20 protein-coding genes are annotated in these 17,156 nt (G+C 64.0%); 4 read left to right on the forward strand and 16 right to left on the reverse strand.

All coding sequences use genetic code 11. The features are described 5' to 3' along the window. Positions 1-114 precede the first annotated feature (114 nt). From cls to NUH19_RS04310, 11 genes are all read right to left on the reverse strand, one after another. Entirely contained in the window at positions 115-1,569 is a 1,455-nt protein-coding gene (cls, locus tag NUH19_RS04260) for a cardiolipin synthase (protein ID WP_262315314.1), read from the reverse strand. Positions 1,570-1,656: 87 nt separating this feature from the next. Then, the gene (locus NUH19_RS04265; protein ID WP_262315315.1) at positions 1,657-2,223 is read right to left on the reverse strand and encodes a hypothetical protein; all 567 of its coding nucleotides are present in this window, start codon (positions 2,221-2,223) and stop codon (positions 1,657-1,659) included. A 166-nt stretch (positions 2,224-2,389) separates the two neighbouring features. After that, positions 2,390-2,500, reverse strand: a complete 111-nt coding sequence (locus NUH19_RS04270) for a putative metal homeostasis protein (RefSeq protein WP_262315316.1) — start codon at positions 2,498-2,500, stop codon at positions 2,390-2,392. A 1-nt stretch (position 2,501) separates the two neighbouring features. After that, positions 2,502-2,771 carry a 30S ribosomal protein S14 gene (gene rpsN, locus NUH19_RS04275; protein ID WP_262315317.1) on the reverse strand — a complete coding sequence of 90 codons (270 nt, stop codon included), beginning with the start codon at positions 2,769-2,771 and terminating at the stop codon, positions 2,502-2,504. After that, positions 2,772-3,683, reverse strand: a complete 912-nt coding sequence (locus NUH19_RS04280; RefSeq protein WP_262315318.1) for a metal ABC transporter solute-binding protein, Zn/Mn family — start codon at positions 3,681-3,683, stop codon at positions 2,772-2,774. A 293-nt stretch (positions 3,684-3,976) separates the two neighbouring features. Next, positions 3,977-4,789, reverse strand: coding sequence for a PTS system mannose/fructose/sorbose family transporter subunit IID (locus NUH19_RS04285; protein ID WP_262315319.1), 813 nt, complete (start codon positions 4,787-4,789; stop codon positions 3,977-3,979). Continuing rightward, positions 4,782-5,540 (reverse strand): PTS mannose/fructose/sorbose/N-acetylgalactosamine transporter subunit IIC, encoded by a 759-nt coding sequence (locus tag NUH19_RS04290; protein WP_262315320.1) that lies wholly within the window; start codon positions 5,538-5,540, stop codon positions 4,782-4,784. The genes NUH19_RS04285 and NUH19_RS04290 overlap by 8 nt, the downstream gene beginning before the upstream one ends. After that, positions 5,537-6,004 carry a PTS sugar transporter subunit IIB gene (locus NUH19_RS04295; RefSeq protein ID WP_262315321.1) on the reverse strand — a complete coding sequence of 156 codons (468 nt, stop codon included), beginning with the start codon at positions 6,002-6,004 and terminating at the stop codon, positions 5,537-5,539. The genes NUH19_RS04290 and NUH19_RS04295 overlap by 4 nt, the downstream gene beginning before the upstream one ends. A 543-nt stretch (positions 6,005-6,547) precedes the next feature. Next, complete coding sequence (locus tag NUH19_RS04300; RefSeq protein WP_262315322.1) at positions 6,548-7,081, reverse strand: AAA family ATPase; 534 nt, start codon at positions 7,079-7,081, stop codon at positions 6,548-6,550. Beyond that, complete coding sequence (gene arsC / locus NUH19_RS04305; RefSeq protein WP_262315323.1) at positions 7,078-7,494, reverse strand: arsenate reductase (thioredoxin); 417 nt, start codon at positions 7,492-7,494, stop codon at positions 7,078-7,080. Before arsC ends, NUH19_RS04300 begins: the two co-directional genes overlap by 4 nt. Positions 7,495-7,703: 209 nt before the next feature. Then, the gene (locus tag NUH19_RS04310; protein ID WP_262315324.1) at positions 7,704-8,504 is read right to left on the reverse strand and encodes an SDR family oxidoreductase; all 801 of its coding nucleotides are present in this window, start codon (positions 8,502-8,504) and stop codon (positions 7,704-7,706) included. A gap of 117 nt (positions 8,505-8,621) precedes the next feature. Here NUH19_RS04310 and NUH19_RS04315 point away from each other — a divergent pair, with 117 nt between their 5' ends. Next, positions 8,622-9,161 carry a TetR/AcrR family transcriptional regulator gene (locus NUH19_RS04315; protein WP_262315325.1) on the forward strand — a complete coding sequence of 180 codons (540 nt, stop codon included), beginning with the start codon at positions 8,622-8,624 and terminating at the stop codon, positions 9,159-9,161. 361 nt (positions 9,162-9,522) lie between these two features. Here NUH19_RS04315 and NUH19_RS04320 read toward each other — a convergent pair whose 3' ends face one another. Together NUH19_RS04320 and NUH19_RS04325 are read right to left on the reverse strand one after the other, a co-directional pair. Next, on the reverse strand, positions 9,523-11,343 hold the full coding sequence (locus tag NUH19_RS04320) for an ATP-binding cassette domain-containing protein (RefSeq protein WP_262315326.1): 1,821 nt from the start codon (positions 11,341-11,343) through the stop codon (positions 9,523-9,525). A 350-nt stretch (positions 11,344-11,693) separates the two neighbouring features. Next, a complete protein-coding gene (locus tag NUH19_RS04325; protein ID WP_262315327.1) occupies positions 11,694-13,163 on the reverse strand; it encodes a peptide MFS transporter in 1,470 nt (489 codons plus the stop codon). Positions 13,164-13,301: 138 nt separating this feature from the next. Between NUH19_RS04325 and NUH19_RS04330 the strand changes: the two genes are divergently transcribed. Together NUH19_RS04330 and NUH19_RS04335 are read left to right on the forward strand one after the other, a co-directional pair. Further along, positions 13,302-13,676: a DUF1093 domain-containing protein gene (locus NUH19_RS04330; protein ID WP_262315328.1), complete on the forward strand. Its 375-nt coding sequence runs from the start codon at positions 13,302-13,304 to the stop codon at positions 13,674-13,676. A 381-nt stretch (positions 13,677-14,057) separates the two neighbouring features. Further along, positions 14,058-14,738, forward strand: a complete 681-nt coding sequence (locus tag NUH19_RS04335; protein WP_262315329.1) for a DUF554 domain-containing protein — start codon at positions 14,058-14,060, stop codon at positions 14,736-14,738. 281 nt (positions 14,739-15,019) lie between these two features. On the opposite strand, the gene NUH19_RS04340 is transcribed toward NUH19_RS04335, so the two are convergent. The 3 genes from NUH19_RS04340 to NUH19_RS04350 form a co-directional block, all read right to left on the reverse strand. Continuing rightward, positions 15,020-15,676 (reverse strand): pentapeptide repeat-containing protein, encoded by a 657-nt coding sequence (locus NUH19_RS04340; protein ID WP_262315330.1) that lies wholly within the window; start codon positions 15,674-15,676, stop codon positions 15,020-15,022. Beyond that, positions 15,655-16,065, reverse strand: coding sequence for a peptide deformylase (locus NUH19_RS04345; RefSeq protein WP_262315331.1), 411 nt, complete (start codon positions 16,063-16,065; stop codon positions 15,655-15,657). The genes NUH19_RS04340 and NUH19_RS04345 overlap by 22 nt, the downstream gene beginning before the upstream one ends. 413 nt (positions 16,066-16,478) lie before the next feature. Then, complete coding sequence (locus NUH19_RS04350) at positions 16,479-16,697, reverse strand: P8 family protein (protein WP_276580142.1); 219 nt, start codon at positions 16,695-16,697, stop codon at positions 16,479-16,481. Between the two features lie 176 nt (positions 16,698-16,873). Here NUH19_RS04350 and NUH19_RS04355 point away from each other — a divergent pair, with 176 nt between their 5' ends. After that, positions 16,874-17,050: a hypothetical protein gene (locus NUH19_RS04355; RefSeq protein WP_262315332.1), complete on the forward strand. Its 177-nt coding sequence runs from the start codon at positions 16,874-16,876 to the stop codon at positions 17,048-17,050. Positions 17,051-17,156: the final 106 nt, after the last annotated feature.

Below are 17,156 nucleotides of genomic sequence, written 5' to 3' on the forward strand. Positions count from 1 at the left end.
GCTTCACGGTCTATCCCATTCGGCCACCTGCGACGCCTTTTGCGGCAGTTCTCCGATTCGCGCGGCCGCCAGCGTTCACTCGGTAGCAGCCGCAGGACCCCGGCCAGCCACCCGCTACAGAATCGGTGAGATCAGCCGCGAGAAGGTCTGCTTGAAGCGCAGCCAGCGCGGCATCGCCGCGAAGTCGGCCGCGGTGACGCGGCGGCTCTTGGCGACGTCGGCCGTGAAGATATCCTGCAGCTGGGCGGCCAGGTCATGGTCGTAGACGAAGGCGTTGGCCTCGAAGTTCAGGCCGAAGCTGCGAAAGTCCATGTTGGCCGAACCGACCGAGGCGATTGCGGCGTCGACCACCATCACCTTGGCGTGGAGGAAGCCGGCCTCATAGAAGTAAATCTCGGCGCCATCCTGGGCCAGGCCCCGGGCGTAGTACTGGCTGGCGCGGTAGACGAAGGCGTGGTCGGGCATGTGCGGAATCATGATTCGCACCCGCACCCCGCTGTGAATCGCGGTGCGAAGGCTGGTCAGGACGCTTTCGTCGGGAATCAGGTACGGGGTCTGAATGTCCAGGCTGACCCGGGCGGCGTTGATCATTTTCATGTAACCCAGCTTGATCTGAGCCAGGTCGTTCTGGGGGCCGCTGGCGACGATCTGCATCATCGCGGTGCCTAGCCCGTTGTTGACCTTGGGAAAATGCGTCTGGTTGATGTCCAGCGGATGCGTCCCGCCGGTGGTCGCGTTCCAGTCGCGGATGAACTGCTGCTGCAGGGCCAGCGCCGCGTCGCCTTCGACCTTCAGGTGGGTGTCGCGCCAGGCGCCGAACTTCTTCAGCCGGCCGACGTACTGGTCGCCGATATTGAAGCCGCCGATGTAGCCGGTCCAGCCGTCGATCGCGACGATTTTGCGGTGGTTGCGGAAGTTCAGGCGAAAGTCCAGCCGGTGGTGGATGCCCAGGAACGGCTCGACAATGCCGCCGGCCGCGCGAAGCGGGGCGAAGAACTCGGCCTTGGTGCCCAGCGACCCCCAGGCGTCGTACAGCACCCGTACCGCCACGCCTTCCTGGGCCTTAGCGGTCAAGGCGGCCAGGATGCTGGCGCCGAGCTGATCGCCGTAGAACGTGTAGAATTCCACGAAGACGCTGTGCGAAGCCGCCGCGATTTCCTGGCGCAGGTCGGTGAACAAGGCGGTACCGGCGGTGAAAATGGCGACCTGATTGTTGGTGGTCACGTAGCTTTGATCCGTGTTTTGGAACAGCGTGATCATGTTTTTGGCCGTCGCCTCCATCTGCGTGTCGCTCGGCGCGGCCTTGGGAATCAGCTCCTGCTGACGCTTGAGCACCGCCCCGAGCTCACCGTGCGGCTGGGCCCGTACCTTGGCCAACTGCCGGTGCGACAGCTTGCGGCCGAAGAAGTAGTAGAACAAGAACCCGGCGATGGGAATGAAGTTGAGCACCAACAGCCACGCCCAGGTTGCGGCGATGTCGCGCTTTTCGCGAAACACGGTGATAATAGCGGCAATCACGTTCAGCAGGTACAACGCGCTGATGATCGTCTTAATCATGGTCCAGTCCATAAGGTCCCTCCAGAGTCGTATGCTTGGCTATAAGGTACCGCAACTCGGCGCAAAAAAACAGCCGCATTGGCTTGCGACCGTCATGTTTCACTGATTTCGTTCGGCCAAGAGCGTCCCCAGTAGCGCCAAAAGCAGCCACAACAGGAGATCCGCCAGCGAATTGAAATGCAGATCCATCTGAATATGGTCGCCGGACAGCCCCTTGACCACCAGCGGCAGCAAAAGCGCGTTGAACAGGCTCAGGCCAAGCCCCCACCAGCCGCCGCTCACCAACCGCTTGGCGGCCGGCGCCAGCGGTTGCCGGTGCAGCGCCGCCTGAAGCAGCGGCCACAGTGCGACCACCAAAACCAACGTCGGCAGGGTCTCGACCAAGGTGACCGCGGTCAGCCCGACGCGCAACCCGGTGGTCACCGGCCCCATCACGCCAAGGCCGAGTGCCACTTGCCACCAGCCGGCGGCCCCGCTACCCACGCGGTGCCACCCGCTGAACTGCGCCACCACCGCATCGTGGTAGACGTGACCGGGCCCCAGATCCACCCGGGTCACCGTCACCTGCCCCGCCGCCGTCGCCACCACCACGGCGACGGCCGCCAGGGCTGCCAGCACCAACAGAAGCGCGACCACGCGAGCCAACCCAGCCCTTTTTTGATTCATTTTGACGCCTCCCCATCGACAATTCCAACAATTCTCACTCACGAATCGACTTGATTATAGGGGAAGAAAGCGGTTTCTTCAACCTTAATTCTGGGGAAAATCCTGATTTTCACGTCGCAAAGGCAAGCAAAAAGCGACCCGGTCATGGGTCGCTCACGCAAATCTGCTACTTGCCGCGTTTCTTGGCGTCTTTGAGTGTTCGCAAGGCGCGGCTGCGGGTCTTGCGGTTCGGGCTTCTCAGCTCGCGGTAGGCGGTTGCGGTGTCTTGTTTACTCATGTTACCAGCTCGCTTTCTTCACGCCGGGAATCTGACCCTTGTGTGCCAGCTCACGGAAGTTCAGCCGCGACAGGCCGAACTTGCGCAGGTAGGCGTGGGGCCGGCCGTCCAGCGCGTCGCGGTGGTGCAGCCGCACCGGGCTGGAGTCCCGCGGCAGCTTGGCCAGCCCCGCGTAGTCGCCGGCGGCTTTCAGGGCCGCGCGTTTGGCGGCGAACTTCACGACCAGCGCTTCTTGGCGCTTGGCCTTTTCGATCTTCGAACGTTTTGCCATTCAATTCCCTCCATTGTGGTCGCGCTGAATCTTGGCCAGCGCGTTGTACTGTTGCATCATCCAGCTGGTGTAAGTCGCGTTGGCCGGCATGGTTTCGGTGACCTTCAGCACCGGAATCTTGGCCGCGCGAACTTTTTTGACAATATTGGTGACCACTTTGCTCTCGGCCTGCGTGTTTTGGACGAAAAAGGCCAGCTTGCCGGCCGCGATGGCGGCCTCGAGCTCGCGAATGTCGGCCGGGCTGGGGTCGGTGCCCTCCTCGATGGCCTGGGCGAAGTGGTTGTTGACGATGCGGTAGCCCATGGCGTTGAGCGCGTTGTCGAAAACGGGCTCGGACACGGCCACCGCCTGCCCCGCAGCACCCTTTTTCAGCGCCGCAATTTTGGCGGTCAGGGGCTTGAGGCTTCTGATGTAGGCCGCGGCGTTCTTCACGTAGGCCGCCTTGTGCTGGGGGTCCTGCTTGGAACAGGCGACGGCCAGGGCGCGGGCCAGCTTGGGCATCACGTCCGGCTTGTACCAGACGTGCTCGTTGTCGCCGTCCTTGATGCCGACCACCTTGGCCGCGGTGACCTTGGTGATGCCGGTGTCGTCGGCGGCCAGCAGGCGATTCATCCAGTCGTCGTAGCCGGCGCCGTTTTGGATCACGATCTGGGCCTTGGCCACAGTCTTGGCGACGTTGACGGTCGGCTCGTAGTCGTGCGGGTCGATGTCCGGCCGGTTGATCACCGCGGTGACCGTGCCGTGATCGCCGACCACCGCCCGGGCGACGTCGGCGTAAAAATCGACGCTGGCCACGATCTGCAGCCCCTTGGCCTGCGGTGCGGCGGCCTGGCCGCAGCCGCTCAGCCCCATGGCGGCGACCAGCGTTAGCAGCGCCGCGACCAGCCAGTGTGTCTTGTGTCTCCCTTGCATGCGTTCCCCTCGAGTCGTGATAACCGTAACCGTTACGATTAACAAGTTCCATCATACCAGCCTGCGTCTGCTTGTCAATAGTAAGTCGATTCAGCCGTCAACCGCGCAGGCATTACGATTAACGCCGCGTTAATCGTAACGGTTCCTCATTAGTGACCTTTGCAGGTTAGCACGGGCAACCCCGGAAAGTCAACCGCCGGCACGAACAAGCCCTGCGCGACGACGCCGCACAGGGCTTGCAAAGACGCATTCAATTGCGCCGGGTTGGCTACCTACGCCGTGGCCGCTGGTCGTCACGCCAGGATGCCCAGCAGCCCGGCGACGACGGCAAAGGCGATCAGGCCGACCATCAGGCGGGTCGGCCGCACCCCTTTTTTGAGCAGCAGGTACAAGATCACGAAGGCGACCAGCGGCAGGAGGCTTGGCACCACCGAGTCGAGAATCTTCTGCGGGACGAGCTTCAGCTGGCCAAAAGTAGCCTTCAGCGGCGTGGTGACGGTGATGGTGGTGGGAATCAAGGCGCCTAACACCATCATCCCCAAGGCGCCGATGGCCTCGGTCACCCGGGCGATGCGACCGCCGGCCAGCAGGTTGGTCACCGCCGTTTTGCCCAGCCGGTAGCCGGCGTAGAAGGTGGTGTGGCCGACGATCAAGGCGTAGGCGCAAAACAGCAGGACGAAAAGGATCGGTCCCAAGGCGCTGCCGCTCTTGGCCATGTCGATGCCGATGCCAAGCAAGATCACCTTGACCAACGACTGGGTGATCGTGTCGCCGATGCCGGCCAAAGGACCCATCAAGGCGGCCTTGAGGTTGTTGATCATGTCGCCGGACACCGGCTGCCCGTTGGCCTTTTGCTCCTCCAGCGACGCGACGATGCCGGGAATCATCGCCCCCCAGGTGTTTTCGGTGTTGAAGTAGGTCAGCTCGCGGGTCAGCCCCGCGGCCAAGGCGTCATCGTCGTCCGGGTACAGATCGGCGAGCGTGTAAGACAGCGCATGCGCGAAGCCCAGCCCCATCATCCGCTCGTAGTTGTAACAAATCTGCCCCCAGGACTGCCAAGCAAACCAAGTCTGACGCAGCGCCTTTTTGCTGATTGTCTTAGTCATGTTGCTTGCCTCCCATCGGCATGTAGTAGTAGTGAAGCAACGCGCAACCGGTGCCGACGATGGCCATGGCGGTGATGTTGAGCTTGAGGTAGGCCGCCAAGACGAAGCCGATCAGCAAGAACGGCAGCGTGCTGCGCTTGGCCAACGCCTGCATCAGCATCGCCAGGCCCAGCGCCGGCATCAGCTTGCCGATCAGGGTCAAAACCGCGGTGATCTGCGCCGGCAGCGCCGCCATGAACGCGGTGAAGTAGTGGCCGCCGAAGTACACGCACAGGAAGGCCGGAATGAAGTAAGTGATGAACGGCACGATTTGTGAGGCCAAAAGGTTCATGCGCCGCAGGCCGCGGATGTCACCGGCGGCGGCGTAACTGTCGGCCTTATGCACCCAGATCGGGTTCAGCGCCATTTTGGCGTTCAGGCACAGCACCCCGAGCAGCCCCAGCGGCGTGGCAATCGCCAGTCCCGTCGCCGGGTCGCTGTGCGACAGCATCGTCATCGCGACGCCGAGGTAGCCGGCGATCGCCATCTCGTTGGGCAAAGACCCCCCGATCGCTAAGAGCCCGATGTAAGCGGCCTGAATCGTGGCGCCGACCTGCAGCCCGTAAGTCAGCTCGCCCAGCAGTAGTCCGTCGATCAACCCGGCCACCAGCGGCGCCCCGAAGTAAAAGGCCCAGCGCGACCACATCGGAATCGCGGAGCTGGTCAGCCAGCAAAGTGCGGCAATGATCAAGGCAAAGACTAAGGTCGTCATTTCACATCCTCCAATTCCTGCCTGGCGTCGCTCGGCAGCATCTGCAGGTAGACGTCGGTGCCGGCGGCCGCCAGCGCCTGTAGCGCGGCCACCTCGGCGGCGCTGGCGAAGACCCGGTGCGTCAGCGGCTGGCGGTCCGGCCGGCTACCCAAGTTGCCGACGTTCAGGTCCGGCAGAGTCACCCCGGCCTGGGTCAGCGCCAAGGCGGCCTGCGGCGTTTTGAACAAAACGAACACGGGCTCGCCACCGGCTTCGTTCAAGGTCGCCGCGGCGGCGGTCACGCCTTGAATGGCGATGGTCAGCCCGGCCGGCGCCGACATCGCCAGAATCGAGCTGGTGAAGTCGTCTGCGGCCAAGGCGTCGTCGACGATTAGGATGGTGTCGGCGGGGTACTGCTTGATCCAAGTGGTCATGATCTGGCCGTGGACCAGGCGTTCATCGATTCGTGCAAAGGTGATTGACATGTTGTGCCTCCAAAAAAGTGTGGTGTGCAGGCGGACGACCGGCTAAACGCCGCGCTGCGCTCTGGGTTCGTCGAGCTTCTCGCGGCATCGCCGGTTCGTCTAGCTAAGGCCGGACGCCGGGCCAAAGTGCGGCCCAACGCCCACCCTTACGCTACCCGACCGGCTAAACGCCGCGCTGCGCTCTGGGTTCGTTGGGATACAAAAAATTCCGCCCTAAACCAGTCTTTTTGACTGATTAAGGACGGAATTGCTCCGCGGTACCACCTTAATTGGCACGTGCAAACAGTATGCACGCTCCCCCTTAGCGAAGGGCTAACACCCTCCCGGCAACTGACGTATGCCCGACGTCCAGCCTGACTCGCCGCACGCGGCTTTTGGGCTGACCCTCAGTGGTCCATTTAACTGCCTGCGTTCGACGACACTCTCAGCTCCGGTCGCTCTCTTTACGGGCACAACAGTCTTGATCTCCACTTCAACGGTTTAGGACGAAATGTTTTGATTACCGCTAAACTACGCCTCTCTCATGCGGCTGTCAATGATTTCTCATGATTTTTTCGGAAAAATCGGCGGCGCCGCGGCGACCAGCGCCAAGAGCCGCTGCGCGTTGGTGGCGCAATCAAATCCGGTCACATCCAGCTTCAGCGAGGCGACCGCGTCGTACAGCGGCAGCCGCGCCAGCGTCTCGGCCAGCGCCGCCTGCTCGCGAACCCCGGCGGCGACGTCTTGCTCAAAGCGCCGCGTCAGCTCGGCCGGGGTGGCGATGAGCGACACCGAATACGCGGTAAAGTCGCCGCGCAGGCCGGCCAGCAGCGAATCGATGATCGCCTGCTGGTGCATCACCCAGACGAAGACGATGGTGTCGAAACGCGAGTTGGCGATGAACGCGTTGAGCAGGAACTGGATGTTGGTCATCACCATTTTTTTATTTTCGTCACTGAAATTCCACGGGTGCATCGCCCAGCACCAGTCGCCGTCGAGGAAAACGGCGCGGTCCGAGCTGTGGTCGACCAGGTATTGGCCGAGCGTGGTCTTGCCGATGCCCATCGGCCCCCCGATCAGAAGCAGCCGCTTGCTCATGCCTGCACCTCCTGCGGCCAGGTCGCGCGGATCAGGACCTCGATCTGGTCACGCACCGTGGCGAAAACCACGGCGCGTTCGGCCGCGCTGCCGGTCGCCTGGGCGGGATCTGGCAGCGGCCAGTGCAACGCGTGGGTGCCGGGCGCAAGCGCCGGGCAGCGGTCCCTGGCGTCACCGCACAGGGTGATCACCACGTCGCTGGTCGCCAAATAGTCAGGGTCGATCAGCTTGGACTGGGCCCGGGAGATATCCAGGCCCCGCGCAGCCATCGCGAAGACGGCCTGCGGGTTGAGGCCGTGGACCTCGACGCCGGCGCTTTGAATGCGCCAGGTTGGTGGCAGCAGCGCCTTGGCGAGGCCTTCTGCCATCTGGCTGCGGCAGGAATTGCCGGTGCAGAGAAAATACAGTTGCATGAGCGGCTCCTTTCGGCGGGTTATCTAGGGTGACTTCTTGTCGCTACTATAGCACAGCCCGGGCCAGCCGTCGCCGTTCCCGGTGACCATCGGGTCGTCCCCCTGGCCGACCGCGGCTTCACTGCAAGAAAAAGTGAACGCTTGGCGCCAACGCGGCAGTCTCCTGTCCTTCAAGCGCCCCTTGGCCGCTTCCAGCCGCCGGCGAGGCGTCACGCCTTGGCCCCACCGGAACGCTGCGGGAACTCGGTCTGCATCGTGCGGCGCATCAGCCGAGCCACCAGCCAGCGCGGCGCCAGGCGACCCGCGGCGGCCAGTAGGCGGCTGGCCCCGGGGTTGATCACGGCGCGGTTTTGCCCGATGCCCTTGAGCACCGCGGCGACGAACGCGTCGATGTCCATGTTGAGCGGGTTGCGCTCGCCGTTGGCATGCATCGTCGGCTCCAGGTTCGTGGCCGCGACCAGGGGCGGTGCGACCTGAATGACGTGCAGTTGGCGGTAGCCCCAATACGCGGCCTGGTTGCGCAGCGCGGTCGTCAAGGCGTGTACCCCGGCCTTACTGGCGGCGTATAGCGGATGGGCGGTGCTGGGCAAGTAGCCCAGACCCGAGCCGACGTTGACCAGCGCCGCCTCGGGGGCTGCGGCCAGCTGCGGGAGGAAGGCCCAGTCGACATTGGCGGTGCCAATCAGATTGGTCTCAATTTCGGCGGTCAGCGGCGTCTGCGGGGTGAAAAAATTCACGCCGCGCATGATGCCGGCCGAGTTGATCACCATATTCAGGTCGGGGTGCTGGCTGCGAATCGTGGCCGCCAGCGCCTGGACGCTTTGCCGGTCGGCCACATCGACCGGGTAGCCCACCAGGCCGGGGTTGGCGGCCACCGCCTGGTCAATGACGGTTTGGCGCCGCGAGGTCACAATGACGACGTTGCCGCGGCGCAGCAGGGCCTGGGCGAGGCGCAGACCGAGTCCCGAGGTGCCGCCGGTGATGAGAATGGTGTTTTGGGTGAGTTTCATGACTGTGTGAGTCCTTTATCTGGAATTGCAGGTCCAAGCGCCTGCTCCCCAGTAGGGTACAGCAATTTGATTAAAGTTACAATATTTTATTTTTGTAACCCGTGGTAAAATGTAGCCATGACAAAACTTACTGATGATGCAATTCTCCAAACCGCTGCCGAGCTGGTGCGAAAAACCGGCAACCTGAAGGTGACGCTGCAGGACGTCGGCGCCGCCTTGGGCGTCAGCCACGCGGCGCTTTACAAGCACTTCGCGAGCAAGCAGGCCCTGTGGACCGCGCTGGCCCTGCGCTGGCTGGACCAAGCGCTGGCGGCCCTGTTCCCGTACCGGGCCACGGCGGCGGCCGACACTGCGACCATCGCCCACGATTGGCTCTGGACCCTGGCCGACGCCAAGCGCCAGGCCCGGCTGCGCGACCCCGCCATGTTTGCGGTCTACACCGCCTACATCGCCGCCGACACCGCGGCCTACACCCAACACACGCAGGCGCTGGGCCAAAGCTTCATGGCCGCGACGGGCAAGGACGCCGCCTTCACCACCGGCGTGTTGTTCAGTTTCATGTTTTTCTCGGCGCCGGAATACGCCGCGCGGTGGGATGCCGATTTTCAACAAAACTTCGAGCTGACCTGGGCCGTGGTGCGGCCGGCCTTTGTCTAACCGGCGCATTGGCACCAAAAAGGCTCACCGGCCGGCCGCTGCGCGGTTGCCGATGAGCCCAATCAGGCGGGTGACGCCATTGGCTTCCTGTCGGGAGAATGCATGTCATCCCCGACCTGCCGGAGTGCCAGCCATGCACCGGACAATCAGGCACTAGCCAATGCCCTTCGGCTCACAATCGGCCCCTGGTTTGGCCAGATGTCGCGCCACGGTGCCGGCAATCTGATCCACGGTCTTGGTCAAACCCGCCGGAAAGCCGACGGGCGCCATCACGCGCGGGTCACGGTACTAGGCGGCCATCAGCGGATAGTCGGCCGGTTCGACCGGCCGGTAAGTTAACTCATTCATTGTCATCGCCTCCTCAGATCATCGCCAGCTCGCGCAGCGCCGCCTGAATCGCCGGGGTCTCGACCCGGCCACGGGCCGCCAAGCAGCCCGCCCGCATCACCAGAATCTCGTCAACGGCCGCAAAGGCGTCGCGGTTGTAGGTGTGCGTGATCATCAAAAAGCCCTGCGGCATCGCGCAGATGTCGCGCTGCAGGCGATCGGCGATGTGCGGGTCAAGCCCGGTGGTCAGCTCGTCGAAGACGTAAAACGGGTAGCCGCGCAGAAACAGCCGGGCCAGCGCCAGGCGCTGCTTTTCGCCGCCGGACAGCTCGGCCCCGGCCTCCGACACCGGGGTGTCCAGGCCGTGGTCGGCCAGCCACGGGCCCAACCCTGCCCGAGTCAAGGCGGCGACAATCGCGTCATCGGCGTAGCCTTCGGCGAACAGTGTCATGTTCTCCCGCACCGTCGCGGCGAACACGTAGCCCTTTTGCGCCAACAGTCCGATGCGCGAGTACACCACCGTTCGCGGCAGGCTCGCCGGGGCCGCACCCATCAGCGTCAACTCGCCTGTCGTCGGCGCCAGCTCACCCAGCAGCAACCGCACCAACGTCGACTTGCCGCTGCCGCTGGCACCGACCAGCAGGTACTTCTTGCCCTGATCCAGCGCCAGGTCGACGCCTTGCAGCACGCGGTGGTCGCCGATGGTCAGCCCGAGGCCGCGGGCCCGAACCGTGACGCGCGGCGCGGTGGCCGCGGTGATCACGGCCGCCGGTTCAGCGGCGGCTGGAGGCTCGGTGACGGCTGACACCAAGGCCGCAGTCGCGGCCCCAGCAGCGGTCGTGGTCTCCCCCGTCGCCGAACCCGTTGCAGCCGCACTCGGGTCGCCCGCCGTCCCGCCAACCGGCGCCGGTGCGTCGTCGGCCTGCGTCGGCCGGTCGAGGAATTCGCCGATCACCGCGGCCGCCTTGGCGCCGCCGATGATGGTGGGAATCGTCTGGGTCAGCTCGGTCAGGGGCCACGCCATGAAGCCGGTCAGGTTGGCGAAGGCGACCAGCTGGCCCATGCCCATCTCGCCGCGCTGCACCAGGACGGCGCCGACGACCCAGATCATCAGGGTGGTCACGTCGTTCAGGAAAATCGCGAGGCCGGACGTAATCTGGTTGATGCGCTCGTTGTCCCGTTGCGCGGCGAGCATCTTGCGGTTCGCCAGCCGGTGCTGGCCGATCAACGCGGCCGGCGCCAGCGCGAACTTCAGCGTGGTGAAGCCACTGAGCAGGTCGGTGATGCGCGTGGTGTAGCGCTCGATCTCCTCGACCTGCTTGGCCGAGGCGTTGGCGATCGCCTTTTTTGTCAGGTAGGGCAAAGCCAGTGACGGCAACGCCAGGCCCAGCGCGACCAGCGTCACCAGCGGGTTGATCACCAGGGTGCCGGCGACGGCGAACAGGAACTGGAACACCAGGCGCGACAGGCCCAGCAGGCTGCCGTAGTAGTCGGCCTCGACCTTGTCCAGCTGCTTGGTCAGCTTGGCGATGATGCCGCCGACGCCGAGCTCGCCGAACGCCGCCGGGGACAGCCGCGCGGTCTGGGCGACCACCGCCTCGCGCAGGCTGGCGGTGGTGCGAAACTTCAGCAGGTTGGTCTGATAGTGGTCGGCGGTGAACACGATGTCCATCACCAAGACGTAGCCCATGATGAACAGGGTCAGTGGCACGAACCGCCACTGGGTCTTGCCCATCGCCGTGTCGACGATGAGCTGAAACAGGAACGACCAGCAGACCAGAAAGGCGTTGTTGACGGCCTGCAAAACGATGACGCGGGTGAACTCGCCCTTTTGCGTCAGAATATGTTTGAACATTTTTCCTCCAGGATGCGCCCGGAGATCAGATTGCGCGGTCGCGCGAAACTGCGGCCATCAAAAAGGAGCCCGCACCGCGGACTCCACCGTCGGGGGCAAGAATGAACTGATCTCATCGGAGCGCACGAAACCAAGCCGCCTGCGCGACGCAATCGCGCCGCAGACGTGCCGAACGTGTGCCATTAGGTCTCGCGTACCTAATTCGCCTGCTTTTGCAGTCGCCGATCGATCAAATTCATCCCGGTCCCTCCTTCTCATGTTTCCATTAGATTACCATGTGATTGATTAAAAGGCAAGCGCTACCGTGATGAGACGATTCACCGGACCGCGAGCGGCTGGCTGCCGATCGGCTAAGACGACCGCCGGCTCAACCCGCTGGTCACCCCGGCCGCCAAAGGCTTGCGCCAGGCCAGCATCCCCAGCCCAAACAGCACGGTGACCGAGCCGAGAACCGCGAAGTAGGCCGCCTCGTGGCCCGGCCGGTACAGCGTGACCAAAAGTGCGGCCAGCCCGTTGCCGCCGGCCTGCGACAGTGCGTAGACGGTCACCAGCTGGGTGGTGAAGGCCAAAGGCGCGATGCGCGTCGCAAGCGCCGTGCCGATCGGTGAGGTCAGTGCCTCACCCAGCGTAATCAGCGCGTAGAAGCCGACCAGCCACAGCGGCGAGACCCGCACCCCGGCGGGAAAAATGGCCAGCGGCACCGCCATGAACAGCGGTCCAAGGCCCCACAGCACCATCCCCAGCCCGAACTTCACGGTGTCGCTCGGCTGCCGGCGACCCAGCCGCGTCCAGGCGAAACTCGCCGCGGCGCCGAACAGGATGGCAAACACCGCCGGCACGGTTTGGAACCCGGCCGGCGTCAGGTGTAGCCCAAAGTAGGTCAGCCGCACGGAATCCGCCGCGTAAAGCGCCAGGATGCCGGTCGCCTGCCCGTAAACGGCGATGCTGATGGCGTTGCCGATCATGAACACGACGAAGTACCGCACCCGCCGGGCCTCGTTCGCGCTGGTTTTGGCCGAGCTCACCATCACGGCGGCGTAAGCAACCGGTAGCGCCAAGCTGAACCAGCCGATCACGGCGGTGACCCCGGCCACGCTCAGCCAGCGGCGCCAGCCGGCCACTGCCGCGAGCGACCCGAGAACGGCCAAGGTGGCCGCCGCCCCGGCAAGTAGCCGCCGCCGGGCGACCGGTGGCAGCGGATCGACCGGCGCCAACCCGATGCTGCCGAACCACCGCTGCTGGCCCCACCAGTACGGCACCAGGCTGAGCACCAAAACGGCGGCCGCGACGGCAAATCCCACGTGGTAGCCGAAGCGCAGCGCGACCGCACCGGTGAGCAAAGGCGCCGCCGCCCCGATGTTGGCGGTGATGTACAGCAGCGAAAAGGCCGCGGCGCGGCGGGGGCTATCGCGGTCGTACAAGGCGCCGGCCAGCGCGTTGAGGCTTTGGCCGCAGACCCCGGAGCCGACCACCTGCAGCGCCAGGCTGCCCCACAGCGCCGCGAATCCGCCGCCGGGCACCGCCAACCAGGCGATGCCGACCGCCTTGATCAGGTTGCCGGCCAGCACCAGCTTGCGCATCCCCACCAGCCGGTCGGCCGCAAAGCTGCCGGCGGTGCCGGCGATGAACCCCACGGTGGCGAACACCGCCAGGATCTGCGTCGCGGCCACCCGGTCGCACCCCAGCCCCGCGGTCGGCGCGGCGTAGAGGTACAGAATCAGAATCGCCGACACGCCGTACGTGGCGAAGCCGGTGCCCAAAGACGTCGCCGCCAGGGAATAAAATGCCGGCGGTTGACCGCCTCGCGCTGTTTTTGCCACCCTCATGCCTCCTTGCATCTTGGCCATTTTACACCCAAGTGACAAAAGTGGAAGGCGACTGTCACCGGTTTGCTAGTGACGCCGGCGCCAGGTCTGGTAAGATGGACTCAGACAAACACAGATGGGAGCGTCTCGCTTATGAAAAAAATTCTCGCCGTCATCGGCCTCGTTATTGTTTTCGCCGGCGGCTGGTTCGGCTACAAGTACTACGCCAGCACCTACGCCGGCGCGACCGGCTACACCAAGGTGACCACCACCCCGGCGCGGCACAAAACCACCGACGACTCGGGCAAAACCATCGCCGGCTACTACTCCTACGACTACAGCTTCACCTGGGCGCTGAAGGATGGCACGACCAAAACCGTCAACTTCGAGCTGTCCAGCAAGAACCCGCAGCCTTACGTCGAGGGCAAGTACCTCAAGGCCGAGATCTCCGACAAGCGCGTGATCAAGGGCCCGTCCTACGTCGACGAATCCGCCATTCCGCAAAAGGCGCTGGACGCCCTCAAGTAACCCCCGAAGCGGTGCCGCGTGACGGCGCCGCTTTTTGAATGCCGGGCAGCCGCAGTGGTCTAGGCCTGGTGAATACGGTTGGTAGGCACGTCAGTCATTGGTGGGTACAACTTGTCACTTGCTCAGGAACCCTTTACTTGTCCACCATTCTGCGTTAAAATGACCACGTCATTGCATAACATCCCACTGCCGACCACCCCCCCTAGCCAATCCCCGATTGGTCTTGGTCGTCAGCGTCCAGGAAGGCCTGGAAATGAGTTGACCCGAAAGTCCAACAGACGGTGTTGGACTTTTTTTCTTGCGCTTTTTCCCCGGTGCCGCCGAAATTCTTGGCTCACAGGCGTATACTAACCGTTAACGCACAACCGGGAGGACGACGACATGTGGGGAACGATTTTTAACACCGGGATGATTCTGGTCGGCAGCACCTTGGGGGCCCTGTTCAAAAAAGGCATCGGCGACAAATTCCAGGCCAGCCTGATGCAGGCGATGGGACTGGCCGTGATGCTGCTCGGCGCCAACGCCACCGTGCAGGCGATGCCCAAAAGCAAGTACCCCGTGCTGTTCTTGGCCAGCATGGCGATCGGTGCCGTCGTCGGCCAGGCGCTCGATTTGGACACCCGCTTCAACCGCCTGATGGCCAAGGCCGGTGGCCAGTCGGCGCTGGCCCAGGGGCTTTCCACCGCCATCCTGCTGTTTTGCATCGGGACCCTGTCGATTGTCGGGCCGATGCAGGCCGCACTGAATCAGGACTACACCTTCCTGTTCACCAACGGGACGCTCGACTTGATCACCGCGGTGGTGCTGGCCTCGACCTTTGGTTTGGGCATCGCACTGGCGGCGCCGGTGCTGTTCTTGTGGCAAGGCGCGATCTACCTACTGACGCTTTTGGCGGCCGGCGCGATTTCTTCGGCGCTGCTCACCGAACTGTCGGTGGTCGGCGGCATCCTGATCTTCGCGTCCGGCGTCAACCTGCTGCACCTCGCCGACATCAAGACGCTGAACCTCTTGCCGGCGCTGGCAGTGCCGCCGCTATTCTTCATCGTGCTGCACTTCATCTAACCGCAGGCATGGCAAAAAGGCCGGCCGATTCGTTCACCATGGTGGTGGAATGAATCGGCCGGCCTTTGGCGTGGCTGAACGGTCGCCGGCAAGGCCCTTGAGGCTGACTGGCGGCGCCGGCCTTCTAGTTGCAACTGGTTTCGGTCACGGCTGGCGCCGCCGGGTACCGGCTCAACAAGCCGAACCCGGCGCGGCGGATCACCGGTCGCGGTCGGTGTCACCGCTCACTGACGCAACGCGCCGCGGCGCGAAGGCTCGCCGGGTGCCGCCGGGTCGCGGCCTTACTCCCGCACATCCAGCCCCAGCACCCGCACGGCGAGGTTGGCCGCCTGCTGCGGCGTGACGATGACGCCGCGCAGCTGACCCGGTTCGACCTCCAGGGTCTGGAAGCGGCAGTCGCGCAGGTCCAGACCACGCAGGCGCAGGCCGGCGAGGCTGGCGCGGTCGAGGTCGCAATCGCTGAAGGTGACGGCCTTGAGCCGGGCCGCGTCCAGCGTCGCGGCGACCAGGCGGCAGCGTTCGAACCGCACGTTTTTGAGCGTCGTCTCCGCCAGGTTCACCATCTCCAGCTGGCAGTCGCGGAAGGTGACGTCGGCCAGGTAGCCGCCGGCCAAAACGGTGCCGGTCAGCCGGCAGCCTTGGAAGGTCACCCGCAGCAGGCTGGCCGAACCGACGTCGGCGTTGGCCAGGTCGCAGCCGGTCCAGACGGTGTCCGTCGCCTCCAACCGCGGGAGGTCGGCGCCGGCCAGGCCGAGGTGGTCGACGACGCTGTTTTCCAGCGTCGCGTGGTGAAGGGTACCATTGGGAATGACTTCCGGGACCATTTTTGCCTCGGTCAGCAGGTGGTCTTCGGCGGCCAGCAGGTCGGCCCAGCCGTGGTCAACCAGCGCCGCCGCATCCACGCGCGGTTCGGCGATCAAATCAGCACCCCGTCGCAATGCGCCACCTCGTGTTGAATCACCTGGGCGAGAAAGCCGCTGAAGGCCTGCGTCTGCGGCCGAAACTGCTCGTCTTGGTAGGCGACGGTGAGCGACTCGTAACGCTCGGCCGGCCGCTCGCCGCTCAAGGACAGGCACCCCTCTTGGGTCTGGTAGGCGCCGGCTCGCATGGTGATGCGCGGATTGACCAGCACCATCGCGCCGGGACCAACCGCGGCGATAATCACGCGGCAGTCGGCGCCGATCATGTTGGCGGCCATCCCCACGCAGCCGGCGCGATGCGCGGCCAGCGTGTCCTTGAGGTCCTGGATGACGGCGCGGTCGGCCGGCGTCGCCAGCCGGGCCTTGCGCTGCAGAAAAAGGGTGTCGCGGTTAATCGGTCGAATCATAAGTGTGCCTCCTGTCGGTTTCGCCCCATTGTACCACGGCGGCTGGCCCCACGTGTCGTCGCAAATAAAAGGCCCGACCGCTGGGCCGAGCCTGTGTAAAATCTGTGATGTAAAATTAACGGGTACCTGCACGAGTGGTCTGTTCATACGCCGCGCTGCGCTCTGGTTTCGTCGAGCTCCGAGGCGCAACGCGGGTGCGGCTAGCTACGCCCGGTCACTCGGGCCAAAGTGCGGCCCAAGTACCCGAGCTAGGCTACCCGACCCGCTAAACCCGCGCTTCTGCGCTCTGGTTTCGTCGAGCTCCGCACGGCAACGGCGACCCGTCCAGCTAAGGCAAGCGCCCGGGCCAAATTGCGGCCCAAGCGCTCACCTTACGCTAGCCGGCCGCCTAACTGCGCCGCGCTGCGCTCTGGTTACTTCTTCAGCAGCTTCTCTGCCAAGGCCTTGATCTCGTCATCGCTTTGGTCAAGCAGTGGCTTCATGGTCTCTTCGGTCTTGATCGTGTCCTTGCCGTTGTGTTCCATGTAGTAATCCCACAACGCATCGCGAACAGGGAGCTCGCTGTCACTCCAGTCGAACACCGCGTTCATCGGCTCATCAAGCACCAAAGTCTTCTCAACATCTTCTGCCATGATTCCTACCTCCGTTGTTTTCTACTATATTTTCGAACACCCTTATTATAACGCAGAAGTCGGGCGGTGACGCAAGTTTTTAGCACTTTATGGTTAAGAGTGCTAACCAACGGTCTTCAAACGTGCGTGACCCCCTGCCGCGGCGGTAAAATAAGGGGCGAAGGGGGCGCATCAGCATGGCAGACACTATCTTGTGGGTGGCCACTGGCTTTTTGGCCGTGGTGCTGGCCACCACTGTCGCAATCTTCCTGGGCCGCGACGGCTTCTTCGAACGCTTCACCACGCACCAGGCGGTCCGGCCCAATCCAAAACGCAACGAGGCATGGCGCCGGATGCGGCGCCGCCGTGTGTGAGTACACCGGCGCGGCGGTTGGCCGCGCTTTTTGCATGTGCGACCGCCGAACGCCGCGGCCGCTTGACTTTTGGTTACGGGAGGGCAAGACTGGTTATATTTCAGAA

The sequence above is a fragment of the Lacticaseibacillus parakribbianus genome (assembly GCF_025490915.1).
GTDB classification, from domain to species: Bacteria; Bacillota; Bacilli; order Lactobacillales; family Lactobacillaceae; genus Lacticaseibacillus; species Lacticaseibacillus parakribbianus.